Genomic DNA, 15470 nt, shown 5'->3' on the forward strand with positions numbered 1-15470 from the left:
AGAACATGTTTCGTGAATTTGACAGGACTGGTCGCACAACTTCGAACGCCGCGAAGGTCGTTCCGCTGGATACGAAGCAGGTTTCTGATAAAGCTTCGGATAACGTTGTGTTTGAAGCCGAGAAATTGGCGACCAAGCATGCCAGAGAGATGGACCGCATCGATCTGAAAGCGCGGATGCACAATTCGCTGCTGGACAAGCTGAACCTGGCGGTGATCGACAAAGTTGAAGAAGACACGCTGCGCGGTGAGATCGGCAAACACGCCACCGAACTGTTGCGCCACGAAGGCCGCGCCATGCGCAGCGAAGAGGTCAAGCAACTGGTCGAAGAGCTGATGCATGAGGTTTTGGGCCTTGGCCCGCTTGAACCTTTGCTGGCCGATCCGACAATCAACGATATCCTTGTGAACGGCCATCAGCAGATTTTCGTAGAACGCGCCGGTATTCTTGAGAAAACCCCGGCTCGGTTCCGTGATGAACGTCACCTGTTGCGTATCATCGACAAGATCGTCAGCCGCGTTGGTCGCCGTATCGACGAACGTCAACCTTGGGTAGATGCGCGTCTTGAGGATGGCAGCCGTGTGAATGCGATCATCCGGCCTTGTGCGCTGGACGGGCCCGCGCTGTCTATCCGTAAGTTTGCCCGCGTGCCTCTGACTATGCAGCGCCTTGTGAACAATGGCGCGTTGAATGATAGCGCGGCGTCGCTGCTGCGCGGTCTGGTCGAGGCCAAGATGAACATTCTGATCTCGGGTGGCACCGGCTCTGGTAAGACCACGATGCTGAATGCACTTTCAACCTATATAGGTGGGAGCGAACGCATCGTGACCATCGAAGACGCGGCCGAATTGCAGCTGCAGCAGGAACATGTACTGCGTATGGAAACCCGCCCGGCAGGTCTGGACGGAACCGGTGCCGTTGCACAGCGTGATCTGGTCCGCAACGCTCTGCGGATGCGCCCTGACCGCATCGTGGTGGGCGAAGTGCGCGGTTCTGAGGCGTTCGACATGCTGCAGGCGATGAACACTGGCCACGATGGTTCAATGACTACGGTCCACGCCAACAGCCCTCGGGACGCCCTGTCTCGTGTTGAACAGATGGTTCAGATGGGTGGTATGGAACTGCCGCACTCGGCCATTCGTGCAACTATTGCCTCGGCCATTCACTTCGTGTTGCAGCTGAACCGCCTGTCCGATGGTACCCGCCGCGTAACCTCGATCGCCGAAGTCACTGGTATGGAGGGCGAAATCGTCACCATGCAAGACATTTTTGTCTTCAAACGCGAAGGCAAGGACGAGAACGGCAAGGTTAAGGGTCGCTTTATGCCGACCGGCATCCGTCCGAAGTCCAGCGATGCTCTGGCCGCTGCCGGGATCGACATGTCCTCGATCCAGTTCAACTAAGGAGGGCCAGCGGTATGGAACAGCTTCGCGCTTTTATAGAAAACCTGGATCTAAGCACGATCGTCGGCCCCGAAATGGAAGTCGCCGGGTTTGATGTCCGCTTTATTATCGCACTAGTGATTTTTCTTGGCGCTCTTATCGCTTTTGAAGGTATTCGTCAGTTTTCCCGTCGCGGTGAAAACCGGGAAGAAGCGATAAACCGCCGTATTCAGATGCTGAACGAAGGCAAGACTGGCGAAGATGTTCTCAACCTTCTCAAACCTCAGGAGACGCGCCCAATCCTGCGCAAGTTTCCCTTTGTGGGTGATTTGCCGGCCGCTTTGAAGGCAGCTGGGTTGAACATGGTTCCGGAAATGTTTCTGATCGGGTGTGGTGTTGCGTTTCTGATTAGTGCCATCGGTGGCACAATGGTTGCAAATCCACTTCAGGTCATCCCGATTTCTATCCTCTTGTTCATAATCGCTCCTTTGATTTTTCTCGGATCCGCGCTGAGACGGCAAAAGGCAGCATTGATTAAGCAACTGCCCGACGCGTTGGATTTGATGTCGAGAGGTCTAAAAGTTGGTCATCCGTTAAACACGACACTTCAGAGCGTTTCTGAAGAAATGCCTGATCCTATTGGAACAGAGTTCGGTCTCGTTGTCGATCAGGTAGCCTTTGGCGAGGAATTGACCGAGGCGATGAAAAATATGGCTGATCGAGTTGACGAGGAAGACGTCCGATATCTGGCGGTTGCTTTAATGATGCAGCATGGTTCCGGCGGCGATCTAGCCGGAATCCTTAAGACCCTCGCCCAGGTGATCCGAGCGCGCATGTCTTTGCGCCGTAAGATCAAGGCCATCTCAGCCGAAGGGCGCATGACAGCTTACATTCTATCGTCTATTCCGGTGGTGATTGCGGTGGCCATGACGATCTTGTCGCCGTCCTACTACGGAGATGTAATGGACGCACCGTCTTTTTGGCCGGTGATGGGAGTTATCGCAGCTGCGATTGTCCTGAACGCCATCGTTATGTTCAAACTCGTGAATTTCCGGATATAAGGAGCGTTTGCGATGCAACTTTTAGACTCTTTGCTGCAAAATGAGTTTGCCCTTCAAGCTTTGATTTTTCTTCTAGTGATTGCCGGGGCGTTCATTGCTTTCTTTGGTATTTCGTCTTCGCTGAGCGAGCGCTCGTCGGCAGCAGACCGTATGGTTCCAAGCCGACCGAGGCAAAACTTGGCACGCGTCAATATCGATAGAGGTGAAGACCCAGCTCCAACTGGTCTGACTGCAGCCTTAATACCCGCTGATGCCAATCTGCGATTTGAAGTGGGGCAGGTGTTGGCGCAATCTGGATTTCGTGGCAAGAACGCGATAGCAGGATACTATGCAGTTCGCCTGGCGCTAGCGACGTCTTTGCCCATGATCTTTTTGGCGTTATTGAGTTGGCAACTTCCGACGAGCATTGGGGCGCGGATCGCAGACTATATGTCTGGGCTGGATGTGCTTTCTATCCTACGCAATGTCGTGATCCTTTGTGCCATTGGCTTCTTCGTTCCGCAGCTTTGGATGAACTCGCGTATCAAAGAACGCCGCCGTTTGATGGAAAACGCTTTCCCAAATATGCTGGACTTGCTTCAGATTGGTGTCGAGGCTGGAATGGGGTTCGATCAGGCTTTGCTAAAAGTGGCGGTAGAGTTGCAGCTTGTTTCGCCAGAATTGTCGGAAGAAATTCTAGTTGCTCTGAGTGAAATTCAAGCGGGCCGTGACCGTGATGCAGCCTTAATGCGCATGGCGCGCCGAACCGGAATTGAAGAAATGAGTTCCTTTGTCAGTGTTGTTCTGCAATCGACGCGATTTGGTGTGCCACTTGCTTCCGCATTGAAAACATACGCTGACGAGATGCGGGAACTACGCGAACTCAGAGCGCAAGAGATGGCAAACAAGCTGCCGGTCAAGATGTCTGGCGTAATGGCAATGTTGATGCTACCGGCTCTTGCAGGATTGATCCTGGCCCCGGTTGTTATCCGCTATTCTAGCTCGTTAGCAGCAGGTAACTAAGCGACTAGGACAATTAAAACACAGACAGCGTAATCATGACCAGGCCTGACGCCCCTATGGCGACGCCCATTGGAAACTCTCGTGATTGCGCTGTCGACTCGAATTTGGGGGATAAACGCTTGGCGTAGCGCCGAAAGAGGGACATCCCGATCAAACCCAGAGCCATGGCCGCGGAAAATACAATCATGTATGTGGGCACGACGCTTGGGGGCATGGCCAAAAAAATGACTGGCAACATCTTTGCGTCCCCTCCACCCAGCCAGTTGATCGCAAATAGCCCCAGGCAGATAAGAAAACACGCCCCGCCGATTAGCAAACGGATCAGCAATTCGTTCCAGTCCAAGAAAGGGGCGGCGACAACGCATAGTGCTAGGCCAATTATGCAGTATAGGTTCGGGATACGAAGTTGGGTGAAATCGGTCCATGCGATCGCCACGAACAGCGGGGCGAACAGCCAAAGCGAGATCCAGTTTTGCCAGTCTAGTTGTGGCATTAAGCCCTTGCTTGATGCTGCTTCCCATGCAGAGCTTCACGCTCTTCAACGGATACTAGCCGACGGGCCAGCATATGGAAGTTGTCCAGACCTGTTTTGGAATAGATATGCTTGAGGTGTGTCCTGACAGTAGCAGCGCCAATGTCCAACTCGGCGCCAATAGCCTGCGAGGACAATCCTCGAGATACCAGTACACAGACCCGCCACTCAGCCCGCGTCAGGCCAGTCGGGTTGTCGGTGCTGAGAATCGCAACGTTTTCCGTGCTACTTTTCCGAATGGTCGTAACCGACTGGCGCGACAGCGCTTCGGTTACCAGACCGGGACGGCGACTTTGGAATGTTTCGGACAATTGGGGTGCAATTTGTTCAATTGCCTCTTTGAAACCCGGTTCCGGGTTGCGCCCGAAATGCAGCTCTAAGAAGTCAATCTCACCGCCCTGGTGATCAAGACAGACAAACAGAATTTCCGAAAGGCTGCGATGTGAAATCCACTCGGTCAGGACGGGGGAAAGATCGCTCGGGTCTTCGCCATCTTCAACCAGACTAAAGACCGAGGCCCGCTTGGGCATATTGCGAAACGGCCCCAACGCGTCATTCGCGAAAGACAGGAATAGAGGACGGCAATGGGCAGGATCTCGGGTGTCAGCCCTGGCGGCAACGCGATGAGAACCCTTGTTCAGCCACAGACGGCTGATTACGGCGCATTCGGCGCCAAATGCTTCGGCAATACCATTCAGCGCGGCGTCCAATACAAGACCGCCCTGACTCCAATGAATGAAATTGATGATCGCTCTGGCATGTTGCGCGTTTGGCAGCCACGCACCGCTATGAGCTTTCCCCCCAATCATGAGTTACCGTTCCACACTGGTTAAAACAACTTACTGGCTAATGGCACGAATTGTATTTTCGCCTCAACCGATTCTTCAATAGTCCAAAAATCCTACCAATCGTACATGAACTGAAAATTAACAATACATAAATCCTGACTGTGCATCTAATCATGTGTCTTATTGGTCGTAAGTCGGAGACAAACGGTTGTAAAGTATCGAAATGTGTCTTTATAAGTCTCAATCAGAGACGCGTTCTATGCCCAGATATGGCGGCTCTCGCGTTAAAATTTGAACAAAATGGTTGCCGTGGCGTCGTTTCTCAAAGCGAAAGGCAGTTGGTGTAAGCCTCGATATTTTCAATGGAAATAGTGTGATAGGTGCGCTCCAATCAGAAAATCCTGCTGGCCCGATGTGTCGTCATAGGCGTAGGTGTGTTGCGATTGAAGCCCGATGCTTTGAAACTGTTTTCTTGCACAACCCTACGGTTACCCTCAGTTTCGGCTGTGACTGGATAGGTTTGACGGCATGACACGGGGAATGGAAAGAGTGGATGAGTAGCAAATCTGTCACACGTCGCTACTCGCTGACCGGTGGAGTCGTAGCGAGCACCGGCCTGGCGTTGCCGATGATCTTTCCCACTTCGTCCTCTGCTGGTTTCACGAATGCACCAAACGGAAGCACGGTTACGTTTGGCTTCAATGCGGCTTTGTCAGGACCCTTCTCGGAAGAAGGAAATGACCAATTGCGCGGGCAGAAACTGGCCGTCGAGCATCTTAATGGCCAGGGAGATGGCGGGTGCCTGAACGCGTTTTCCTCGCGGGCGCTGGCCGGGAATGGTGTTTTGGGCAAGAAAGTCACGTTTGTCGTGGCAGATTCAGAAGGCAAGGCGTCCAAGGCGCATTCTTCTGCCAAGGCAATGATAAATTCCGATGGCGCGGTGATGCTGAATGGCGGGTCGACGTCGGGCGAGGCCATTGCGGTTCAGAACCTGTGCCAAGACGCGGGCGTGATCTTCATGGCTGGCCTGGCGCATACAAATGACCTCACGGGTAAGGAGAAGAAAGCCAATGGTTTCCGCAATTACTTCAATGCCTATATGACGGGTGCCTCCCTTGCTCCGGTTTTGGCGGCTGAACTGGGCACGGACCGCCGTGCTTATCATCTGAGTGCTGACTACAATTGGGGCTGGTCCCAGGAAGAGGCGATTGTTGCCTCGACCGAAGCGTTGGGATGGCAAACAGTCAATCGGGTTAAAACCACTCTGACATCGACGGAATTTACGACACATATCGCGTCGATTCTAAACTCGGGAGCGGATGTTCTGATCCTGAACCACTATGGTGCCAACTTGGAGGATTCGTTGGCCAGCGCGTTGCAATTCGGTTTGTTGGACAAGGTCGCGAATGGCAAGGATTTCAAGATTGTCGTCCCGGTACTTTCCGATCTCATGGCCGCGAGGGCGGGTGCGAGTATCAAGGGCGTGCTGGGTTCGATGAATTGGAACTGGCAGCTTCAGGATAAGGGGACCAAGGCGTTCGTGTCGTCCTTTCAGGAAGCATATGGCTTCCCGCCTTCGATCGCGGCACAGACCGGCTATTCACAGATTTTGCTCTATGCCGATGCCGTCGAACGGGCGGGAACCTTCAACCCATGTGGTGTTGTCGAAGCTCTCGAAGATTTCGAGTTTGACGGTTTGGGTAATGGGCCAAGCTGGTACCGTGGTGCGGATCACCAGTGTTTCAAAGACGTACTTGTTGTGCAGGGACGTGATAGCCCGACCGACCCTTATGATAGGCTGGAAGTCGTCGATGTTACCCCAAGGGCGCAGGTCGAATATGACCCTCAGCATCCGATGTTTTCTGGTGGCCAGTTAGGAAAGTGCAATCCGGGCGCATAATTGACGCACAAGAATTTTCGACGAAAATTCTCTGTATCGCCGAATACGGGAAACCCCCAATATCTTCGGAGGGCGCGGGCGGTTAACTCTAGTTCATCCAAGGTTACACCGAGGACAATCCACTTCCCCGGATGAGGGGCTGGCTACTTTCCCCCTCGGCCGGCCCTTCATTTTCGGGTCAGGCTGTTTCTTCCAACATCGTCAGCGACGCCCTCACCGCTGGCGGCAATTCTATCGCTTGGTCATAGCTGAGCATGTGGGGGATCTCGTCAATCGATGATTTGCGATAGCCTTTCGTGAATAGCAGGAATGGAACCTTTGCGCGTTGCGCTGTTTCCGCATCGACCTCGCTGTCGCCGATGAACAAGCGCGGACCGGTTTGAGGGATCGCGTCAAAGCTGGCGTGCAGATGGGCGGGGTCGGGTTTGCGGGTGTTCAGCGTATCGCCGCCGAAAACGGTATCGAAAAATTGCGACAGCCCTAGCGCGTCCAGGATGTGGCGAGCCGGGGCCTCGGGCTTGTTGGTGCAGATGCCAAGTACGCAGCCCATTTGCTGCAATTGGGCCAAAGCCTCCGGTACGCCCGGGTAGACAACGGTCTGCGCACTGGAGGCCGCCCCGTAGTAGTCCAGAGTTCGTTTGGCCAATTCGCTGTGGCGGTCTAGCGGTATGTCGCAGTGACCCATCACACGCTCAACCAGTTTCGGCAGGCCGTTGCCCACGAATTTCTGGATGATCTCCTGCGGCAGCGCGGGTTTGCCTTCGTCGCCCAGCATCCGGTTCGCCGCTGCGGCGATATCGGGCAAGCTGTCAATCAGCGTACCATCCAGGTCGAACATCAGCGTTGCGGTCATTGAAACCTCGGTCGTTGAAATTGTTCAGTCAGACCTAGCCTTTTCGCAATTTCAGCGCAATTCCACACTCTTGGTTGGAGCGTATAGATTGCCGCTTGACATACCTGAGTAAAATAATCAGATTATCCAGCAAGACACACAGCCAACCCGGAATCGGGTCAGCCATCCCAAAAAATGAGAACAGAAATCGGCCTTTCGCCCGTGACCCTCTGGAGTTGACCTGATGAATGTGCAGAACCCGAACCCGACGCAATCCTACCCCGTATCGATGCTGCCGGCACACAAGGCCGAAGAGCTGACCAAAGGCGGGAACCTTGCTCATATCGCGTTGGGCGACCAGCTTTACACCCTGCGCATTACACGCGCGGGCAAGCTGATCCTGACTAAATGACCGCCTCGTTATCACGCGGAGGGGCTGCGGTTGGAAAGCTGTCCGATCTCAGCCCGATCGAGGCCAGCGCGGTTCTGTACCTGCGGCTTTGGGGCGACGCAACGGCGCGCAAAGATATCGCCTGCAAGATCGGGGTCGACCTTGGCACCGGACCTGAAGCTGTTGCAATGATGACCATTGATCGACTGTGTGCGCTCTGTGCGCATCACGGGCGACGCCCTTTGATCCGTCATCAGGTTGGGTGTTCCTGTCTTGGCGCGGATGAGAACTGTTTTGCGCAGACGATCGCTGCGGCCTCGGAAGGGGCGCGCGAGGACGCGATGATGATGGCGACGCTGATTGTCCGGCCGGACTTTGCCCCTGCACTTACCGCCTTGTCCGAAGAGCTGGGTCTGGCGCTGCGCCGGATGACCGCGCCGCAACCTCTGCCCTCAACCGGGCATCTATCCCCCTCGGCCGCGTTGCATTGACAGCGATGCCGATCCAGACCTCTGGTCATTTCTGGCCAGAGGTCTGATCGTTCAGCAGCACCCGCAGCCGGCATGGTGGTGATCATGATCACATGTTGGGGCAGGGGCATAGTCGCCCACCTCGGCCAAAACATTCCCCAATGCCCACAGAATCATGTCAACGTCCTCGGCCTCGATTGTCAGAGGCGGTCGGATTTTGAGGATATTGTCTTTGGGCCCTTCGCTGCCGATTAGAATGCGATGATCGCGCATCCGGTTCTTGACGTATTTGCAGATCTCGGTGCCCTCGGAGCCGTCTGAGTTGATCAACTCGACCCCCAGAAACAGGCCCATGCCCCGCACATCGCCGACACAACCGAAATCGGCCTCGATCCTGCGTAACCCGTCCATCAGCCGTCCGCCCATCACGCGGGCATTGTCCTGCAGCCCCTCGTCATCGACGATGTCCAGCACCTCTTTCCCGATCCGGCAAGACAAGGTCGATCCGCCGAAGGTCGAGAAGAACTCGATCCCGTTGTCAAAGCTTTGTGCGATTTCCCTGGTCGTGACCAACACGCCCAAGGGGTGCCCGTTGCCGATCGGTTTGCCCATCACCACGATATCGGGCAGCGCGCCCTGGTGCTCAAAGCCAAAGTAGTACTCACCCAGACGCCCCAGTCCGGTCTGCACCTCATCGGCGATACACACCCCTCCGGCGGCGCGGATTTTTTCGTAGACTGCGGGCAGATATCCTTTGGGAGGGATGATCTGACCCCCGACCGAGGGGAAGGTCTCGGCGATGAAACCGGCGATGCCGTGGCCCTTGTCCTGCAAAGCGGCAATCGCAGGGTCCACAAAATTCGCGAATTTTGTGGCGCGGTCGGGATCGTCGCGCTTGAACGATCCACGATAGTCGTTGGCCACTTCAACCAGTTCGACCCAATCCGCCTGACCCACGCCACCATGCTTGTTGAACTTATAGGCCGAGATCGCAACCGCCGCATTCGTATTGCCATGATAGCCGTGATCGGGTGTCACGATCCCTTTGGCCCCGGTATGTGCGCGGGCCAGCCGCAGGGCCAGTTCGTTCGCCTCGGTGCCGGAGTTCACAAAGAAACAGACTTCAAGGTGATCAGGCAATTTCGACAGCACCTTATCGGCAAATTCGGTCTGCGCCGGGTGCAGATAGCGAGTGTTCGAGTTCATGCGCCGCAACTGATCAGACGCCACCGCTTGAATGCGTGGATGCGCGTGGCCTACATGGGGGACGTTGTTATAGGCGTCCAGATAGGGGCGACCCCATTCATCGAATAGGTGGTGCTTCCAACCGCGCACCAGCATGACTGGGTCGTCATAGGTCAGGCTCAGATTGCCTCCAAAGTGGTCGCGCCGCCCCTGCAGAATCGCGTGTTTGTCGGTCGGCTGATAAAACACCTTGTCATCGGGCAGGTTCAGCAGCGCCGCCGGGTTGGGGCAGACCGCGTGCCACAGCTCCATCTCATCCGGGTCGCCCACGCCGGGCCAGTCGCTTTGCATCCCGTCGGTGGTCATTGCCAGTTGAAAATGAACGTGTGGGGCCCAGCCGCCGTTCTGCTTGGCATCCCCCAACCGCGCGAACGCTGCGCTCTGCGCCACCGGATCACCGGGCTTCAGTCGATCACATACCTCGGGGTCGAGATGACCATACAGCGTATAGAACGCATCCCCTTCGGGCGTTTCATGATGCAGGATCACCACGCCGCCATAGTCCAGATGAGTATCGCGGTTCTCGACCGCCTCAACCCGCCCGCTGACCGGAGCATGCAACACGGTGCCCGCCGGGGCAAAGACGTCTACCGCCAGATGCACCGTGCGCCGGTCCGAGGCCTTCCATGGCCCCTTGCGGAACCCGGGTTCGGCATAGATCAGGCGCGGCTCGTTATAGTAGCCCAGCCACAGGCCTTCGCCATATTCCTCACCTACGCGCGCGGCCTCGGCCAAGGGCATGTGGAACGGGTTTTGCGGCCAGACGCAGTTTTCAACCGACAGCGACCCCGTCGGCACGTCACTCAGATCCTGTCCGAACATCGGGGCGAACTGCCCTCGATGTTCGGTTAGGTAAGCGTGGACCCTTTCGGCCCCATCGGTCACAGGCAACCCGCAGGCCACGCGCAACCGCGCGCCCATCAAGCCGCCATTGACCGTATCATTTTCCAGAAACCGCCAGGCAGGGGCCTGGCTAATTGTCACATAGGGATCATCTGGGTTCTTAATTGCCATCAAGGTCGAGTTTACAACCGACACCGCCAACCGCATCCGCAACAGCGGCCAGATCAGATCAACCTCATCTGCCCGCAATCGATTGGCCGCATGATACCCTCGTACCAAAGCGGCCAGCGCTCTCTCAGGCTGTGGGTGGTCTAGAACGATATAGGCCCCAGCGATCGCCAGATCACAAATCCGGGGTGCCGCGCACATGTCCCCAAGATCAATTAAGCCCGCGATAGATTGGCGCTGCCCTAATTCTCCTTCAACCAAAATATTGTAGTCATTGGCATCGTTGTGGATGGCTTGTCTCGGAAGGTCGTTCAAAGTCTCCCGGACAGTGTCGAACTCTGCGCAAATGTCGGACAATAACAAGTGGCGCGCGGCGTCACTGATCGTATCCAGATGATCCGCAATCCAACTGGCTTGCATCAGGTCCCATTTGAAACCCGCGCGATGCAAACCCTCGTGATCGAACCGCTCAAGCGCTCGGTCGGTCGCTCCCAGAACTCGGCCCAGTTTCAGGATCAACTCCTCGGATTTAGGCGCGGCGTTGGCGTAACACGAACCCGGCAGACATTCGAGCAGCCACACCAGCCGGGGGTTTTCGTCCTGATCCGTAATCTGGGGCAATAGCCGCCCATTCAAATCGCTAAACACCTTGGGCAACGGGAGTCCGGGCGCTTCCGAGGCCAGATGCTCCAACGCTTTGATCTGCAAGTCCACCAGCCCGGCCTCGCATCCTGGCCGCATAACCTTCAGAACATAATCCTGCCCATTGGTCGCCCGCGCCAAGAAGTTCAGATCATATTCGCCATCCAGCCGGGTCAGCTTGGCGTCCAATCCCCATTGCGTCCGCAACGCGGCCGCCCAGAACACAGTTATATCGTCCATTCCAAACCCTGACCCGCGCAAAACGGGATCCTCTTCATCTGGCCAAAAATATCCTTGGGGGGAATCGCGCCCCGGCGCGATGGGGGGCAGACCGCCCCCCTTTCCCTATCACCCCAAAGCGCGCAACCGCTTGATCAGCGAGGACGTATCCCACCGTCCCCCGCCCAGTTTCTGCACATCCTTGTAGAACTGATCGACCAAGGCTGTCACCGGCAGCGAGGCTCCGGTCTCATCCGCGGTATCAAGGCAAATCCCCAAATCCTTGCGCATCCAGTCGACAGCAAAACCATGGTCGAAATGATCGTCCAGCATCGTCTCATAGCGATTGGCCATCTGCCAGCTGCCGGCCGCCCCCTGGCTGATCACTTCAACAACCGATCGCCCGTCCAACCCGGCCTTTTCCGCGAAATGCAGCGCCTCGCTCAGACCTTGCACCAATCCGGCAATGGCAATCTGGTTGCACATCTTGGTCATCTGACCTGCGCCGCTTTCGCCGATACGGCGACAGATTTTGGAATAGACCTGCATCACCGGTTCTGCCGCATCATAAGCCGCCTGATCTGCGCCGCACATAATCGACAAGACCCCATTCTCAGCCCCCGCCTGACCGCCTGAGATCGGAGCATCAACAAACGCAATACCTGCGGCTTTTCCGGCCTCGTAAAGCTCACGCGTGACTTTGGCGGATACGGTTGTGTGATCAACAAATATCGACCCGTCGGACATACCATGAAACGCGCCGTTCGGACCATTGCAGACCATGCGCAGATCGTCGTCATTGCCCACACAAGCCATGACAAACTCTGCGCCCTCAGCGGCTTCGCGTGGTGTCGCCGCCATCGAGCCACCATGCTGGGCGACCCAAGCCTCAGCTTTGGCTGTGGTGCGATTATAAACGGTGACGTCGTGACCGGCGGCTTGCAAATGGCCGGCCATCGGATAGCCCATTACACCCAAACCCAAAAACGCGACTTTTGCCATGTGGAGATCCTCTCTGCTGTCCGATACCCACTTAGTGCAGCAGATCGGAATGTTTAGCAGAGACAAAGCAAAGCTGCGCGAAAAGGGCAACCCTGCGCTATGGTTCGCCACCCAAATCTTGCAGGATCGGACAATCTGGACGGTCGTCCCCGGCACAGGCCTCTACCAGATGGCCCAGCGTATCCCGCATGGCGTTCAGATCGGCGATCTTGGCCTCGATCTGCGCGAGATGTGCCCGGGCGACCTTTTTGACATCCGCGCTGGCGCGGGTTTCGTCCTCATAAAGTGCCATCAGGGTTCGGCAGTCGTCGATGGTGAACCCCAAGGAGCGGGCGCGGCCCAGAAAGTTCAGCTTGTGCACGTCCTGACTGCGAAATACCCGATACCCGTTGTCGTCCCGCAGCGGTTTGACCAGACCGATATCTTCATAATACCGGATCGTTTTGGCGGGCAGGCCCGTCTGGGCCGACACGTCTCCGATATTCATGCGGTCACCGCCTGAGTTTGGTGTTTCATGTCCCGTTCGGGCAGGCTGGCCCGCACCCGTCGCAAGCGCAGGGCGTTGGTGACGACAAAGACGCTGGACAAGGCCATCGCTCCTGCTGCCAAAGCCGGGGACAGCAGCGGTCCGCCAAGGGGATACAAAGCGCCCGCCGCCACCGGGATCAAAAGGGTGTTGTACCCGAAGGCCCAACCCAGGTTCTGACGGATGTTGCGCATCGTCCGGCGGCTGATCTCAACGGCATTGGCCACACCGCGCAGATCGCCGGACATCAGCACGACATCGGCGGTTTCAATCGCCACATCCGTGCCGGTTCCAATCGCCACGCCGGTGTCGGCAGCGGCCAGCGCAGGGGCGTCGTTGATGCCATCGCCCACAAAGGCCAGCGCGCCAAATTGGTCGCGTAGAGCATTGATCGCCTGCAACTTGCCATCGGGCAGCACCTCGGCGGTCACGTGGTCGATGCCCAGCTTATCGGCCAGCGCCTGCGCTGTGCGGGCGTTGTCCCCCGTGACCATGGCAAGTGTCAGGCCCATCGCGTGCAGCCTGTCCAGAGCCTCAATCGTGCCGGGTTTGACGGGGTCCGACACCGTCAGCAAAGCCGCAGCCTGACCGTCAATCGCCACAAACAAAGGCGTGGCCCCTGCGGCGGCGCGCTGATCTGCCTCGGGCGTCAGGCCCGACAAATCCACCCCGTTCCGGTACATCAGCCGGGGAGAACCGATCACCACCTCGCGCCCTTCAACCACGGCCCGGACGCCCAGCCCGGTCTGAGATGTGAATTCTGTTGGCTGCGGCAAGTCCACAGGTCCGGCGCGCGTGATGGCGGTGGCGACGGGGTGCTCGGACCGCGATTCCACCGCAGCGGCCAGGCGCAACACGTCGTCGCGATCGAACCCGTTGGCGGTGGTGACACTTTCCAGCTCGGGCTGGCCCATGGTCAGAGTACCGGTCTTGTCCAAGGCCACAACTTTGGCCTGTTGCAACTGTTGCAGCGCATCGCCCTTACGGAACAGAACACCCAACTCAGCCGCGCGCCCGGTGCCGACCATGATCGAAGTTGGCGTCGCCAGACCCATCGCGCAGGGGCAGGCAATGATCAGGACCGAAACCCCAGTGACCAGCGCCATCGGCAGGGCAGGTGCTGGTCCGAAGATCAGCCAGATCGCAATGGTCAACAGTGCAACAGCCAGCACGGCAGGCACAAACCACGCGGTAATCTTGTCGACCAGCCCCTGAATTGGCAGCTTGGCCCCCTGCGCCTGTTCAACCATCCGGATCACCTGCGCCAGAACCGTATCGGCCCCGACCCGCGCTGCACGCACGCGCAGTGCGCCGGTGCCGTTTACCGTGCCGCCCACCACCTGATCGTCGGGGGCTTTACCAACCGGGACGGGCTCGCCGCTGATCATGCTTTCATCGACATAGGATGTGCCGCCCAGCACCACGGCATCTACCGGAACCCGCTCGCCTGGGCGGATTTGCAGGACGTCGCCGACGTTGATCTGGGAAATCGGGCGGTCCACGGTGGTGTTGCCCTGTTCGACGCGCGCGGTTTTTGGCTGCAGGCCTACCAGCTTGCGGATCGCAGCGCCGGTGCGGCCTTTGGCCCGCGCCTCCATCGCGCGGCCCAGAAGGATGAGGACAACGATGACCGAGGCAGCCTCGAAATACACATTCGCGCTGCCTTGCGGTAAGAGGCCCGGCGCGAAAGTGGCGATGACCGAGTACAGATACGCCGCGCCCGTACCCATTGCAACCAGCGCATTCATATCCGGTGCGCGCCGCAGCAGCGACGGAATACCCTTGACGTAAAACACCCGGCCCGGTCCGACCAACAAGGCCGAGGTCAGGGCGAATTGGATCAGGTGGCTGGTCTGCAATCCTATGGTCTGATGTACCCAATGATGAAAGGCGGGGATCATGTGTCCGCCCATTTCAAGGACAAATACGGGCAAGGCCAGCGCTGCCGCGATCAAAGTCGTGCGGGTCAGTGCCGTGGCCTCATGTGCCTTGTCGGCGGAGGTCTCGTCCGTCTGGGCGATATGCGCCGGATACCCTGCATCGCCCGCCAGTTTTGCAAGCGAGGCAGGGTCTGTCGCGCCCTCTACATAGCGGATCGTTGCGCTTTCGGTGGCCAAGTTCACATCCGCTGCGATCACGGCGGGGTCGGCGCGCAACACACGCTCGACCCGGTTCACACAAGAGGCGCAGCTCATCTGGTCGATTTTCATCGTGACATCGGCTGTTGCAGCCGGATACCCCGCAGCCTGCAGCGCTTGCGTTACATCGCTGAGGGGGCCGTCGTACGCGACCTGCGCCGTCCCGGCCGCGAAATTCACCGTTGCCTCGGACACGCCCGCGACGCCTTGCAAGGCCGCTTCCACGCGCCCCACGCAGGATGCGCAGCCCATTCTTGTGATGTTCAATCGGGTTTCATGTGCGGTGGTCATCCGACTCATCCTGATCTGCTGTTGCCCTCTAAGTGGGG

13 protein-coding genes are annotated in these 15470 nt (G+C 57.4%); 6 read left to right on the top strand and 7 right to left on the bottom strand.

Translation table 11 applies throughout. The features are described 5' to 3' along the window. Positions 1-5 precede the first annotated feature (5 nt). The 3 genes from ACR3E7_RS17405 to ACR3E7_RS17415 are packed head-to-tail and all read left to right on the top strand — an operon-like array spanning position 6 to position 3445. On the top strand, positions 6-1403 hold the full coding sequence (locus tag ACR3E7_RS17405) for a TadA family conjugal transfer-associated ATPase (protein WP_480505068.1): 1398 nt from the start codon (positions 6-8) through the stop codon (positions 1401-1403). 14 nt (positions 1404-1417) lie between these two features. Beyond that, complete coding sequence (locus ACR3E7_RS17410) at positions 1418-2443, top strand: type II secretion system F family protein (protein ID WP_170786937.1); 1026 nt, start codon at positions 1418-1420, stop codon at positions 2441-2443. Positions 2444-2455: 12 nt separating this feature from the next. Further along, a complete protein-coding gene (locus tag ACR3E7_RS17415; protein ID WP_480505070.1) occupies positions 2456-3445 on the top strand; it encodes a type II secretion system F family protein in 990 nt (329 codons plus the stop codon). A 13-nt stretch (positions 3446-3458) separates the two neighbouring features. Here ACR3E7_RS17415 and ACR3E7_RS17420 read toward each other — a convergent pair whose 3' ends face one another. Continuing rightward, complete coding sequence (locus ACR3E7_RS17420; RefSeq protein WP_480505072.1) at positions 3459-3938, bottom strand: A24 family peptidase; 480 nt, start codon at positions 3936-3938, stop codon at positions 3459-3461. Beyond that, entirely contained in the window at positions 3938-4786 is an 849-nt protein-coding gene (locus ACR3E7_RS17425; protein ID WP_480505074.1) for a helix-turn-helix domain-containing protein, read from the bottom strand. Before ACR3E7_RS17425 ends, ACR3E7_RS17420 begins: the two co-directional genes overlap by 1 nt. Before the next feature lie 532 nt (positions 4787-5318). On the opposite strand from ACR3E7_RS17425, the gene ACR3E7_RS17430 reads away from it, so the two are divergent. After that, on the top strand, positions 5319-6665 hold the full coding sequence (locus tag ACR3E7_RS17430) for an ABC transporter substrate-binding protein (RefSeq protein WP_170786931.1): 1347 nt from the start codon (positions 5319-5321) through the stop codon (positions 6663-6665). Positions 6666-6843: 178 nt separating this feature from the next. Here ACR3E7_RS17430 and gph read toward each other — a convergent pair whose 3' ends face one another. Beyond that, positions 6844-7518, bottom strand: a complete 675-nt coding sequence (gene gph / locus ACR3E7_RS17435) for a phosphoglycolate phosphatase (protein WP_480505076.1) — start codon at positions 7516-7518, stop codon at positions 6844-6846. 223 nt (positions 7519-7741) lie between these two features. On the opposite strand from gph, the gene hemP reads away from it, so the two are divergent. Together hemP and ACR3E7_RS17445 are read left to right on the top strand one after the other, a co-directional pair. Beyond that, positions 7742-7909: a hemin uptake protein HemP gene (hemP, locus tag ACR3E7_RS17440; protein ID WP_170773822.1), complete on the top strand. Its 168-nt coding sequence runs from the start codon at positions 7742-7744 to the stop codon at positions 7907-7909. After that, on the top strand, positions 7906-8379 hold the full coding sequence (locus ACR3E7_RS17445) for a hypothetical protein (protein ID WP_480505078.1): 474 nt from the start codon (positions 7906-7908) through the stop codon (positions 8377-8379). The genes hemP and ACR3E7_RS17445 overlap by 4 nt, the downstream gene beginning before the upstream one ends. Positions 8380-8430: 51 nt before the next feature. On the opposite strand, the gene ACR3E7_RS17450 is transcribed toward ACR3E7_RS17445, so the two are convergent. The 4 genes from ACR3E7_RS17450 to ACR3E7_RS17465 all read right to left on the bottom strand — a co-directional run bounded on the left by ACR3E7_RS17450 (position 8431) and on the right by ACR3E7_RS17465 (position 15432). After that, complete coding sequence (locus tag ACR3E7_RS17450; protein WP_480505080.1) at positions 8431-11496, bottom strand: aminotransferase class III-fold pyridoxal phosphate-dependent enzyme; 3066 nt, start codon at positions 11494-11496, stop codon at positions 8431-8433. A 108-nt stretch (positions 11497-11604) separates the two neighbouring features. Continuing rightward, the gene (locus ACR3E7_RS17455) at positions 11605-12633 is read right to left on the bottom strand and encodes an NAD(P)-dependent oxidoreductase (RefSeq protein ID WP_408015522.1); all 1029 of its coding nucleotides are present in this window, start codon (positions 12631-12633) and stop codon (positions 11605-11607) included. Further along, positions 12575-12964: a Cu(I)-responsive transcriptional regulator gene (gene cueR / locus ACR3E7_RS17460; RefSeq protein WP_480505082.1), complete on the bottom strand. Its 390-nt coding sequence runs from the start codon at positions 12962-12964 to the stop codon at positions 12575-12577. Before cueR ends, ACR3E7_RS17455 begins: the two co-directional genes overlap by 59 nt. Beyond that, positions 12961-15432, bottom strand: coding sequence for a heavy metal translocating P-type ATPase (locus tag ACR3E7_RS17465; RefSeq protein ID WP_480505084.1), 2472 nt, complete (start codon positions 15430-15432; stop codon positions 12961-12963). Before ACR3E7_RS17465 ends, cueR begins: the two co-directional genes overlap by 4 nt. Positions 15433-15470: the final 38 nt, after the last annotated feature.

The organism is Ruegeria sp. BK1 (genome assembly GCF_056535645.1).

Excerpts from the sequence above, each read along its gene's own strand:
- ACR3E7_RS17405 (WP_480505068.1), top strand. The coding sequence starts at position 6 with ATGTTTCGTGAATTTGACAGGACTGGTCGCACAACTTCGAACGCCGCG.
- ACR3E7_RS17410 (WP_170786937.1), top strand. The coding sequence starts at position 1,418 with ATGGAACAGCTTCGCGCTTTTATAGAAAACCTGGATCTAAGCACGATC.
- ACR3E7_RS17415 (WP_480505070.1), top strand. The coding sequence starts at position 2,456 with ATGCAACTTTTAGACTCTTTGCTGCAAAATGAGTTTGCCCTTCAAGCT.
- ACR3E7_RS17420 (WP_480505072.1), bottom strand. The coding sequence starts at position 3,938 with ATGCCACAACTAGACTGGCAAAACTGGATCTCGCTTTGGCTGTTCGCC.
- ACR3E7_RS17425 (WP_480505074.1), bottom strand. The coding sequence starts at position 4,786 with ATGATTGGGGGGAAAGCTCATAGCGGTGCGTGGCTGCCAAACGCGCAA.
- ACR3E7_RS17430 (WP_170786931.1), top strand. The coding sequence starts at position 5,319 with ATGAGTAGCAAATCTGTCACACGTCGCTACTCGCTGACCGGTGGAGTC.
- gph (WP_480505076.1), bottom strand. The coding sequence starts at position 7,518 with ATGACCGCAACGCTGATGTTCGACCTGGATGGTACGCTGATTGACAGC.
- hemP (WP_170773822.1), top strand. The coding sequence starts at position 7,742 with ATGAATGTGCAGAACCCGAACCCGACGCAATCCTACCCCGTATCGATG.
- ACR3E7_RS17445 (WP_480505078.1), top strand. The coding sequence starts at position 7,906 with ATGACCGCCTCGTTATCACGCGGAGGGGCTGCGGTTGGAAAGCTGTCC.
- ACR3E7_RS17450 (WP_480505080.1), bottom strand. The coding sequence starts at position 11,496 with ATGGACGATATAACTGTGTTCTGGGCGGCCGCGTTGCGGACGCAATGG.
- cueR (WP_480505082.1), bottom strand. The coding sequence starts at position 12,964 with ATGAATATCGGAGACGTGTCGGCCCAGACGGGCCTGCCCGCCAAAACG.
- ACR3E7_RS17465 (WP_480505084.1), bottom strand. The coding sequence starts at position 15,432 with ATGACCACCGCACATGAAACCCGATTGAACATCACAAGAATGGGCTGC.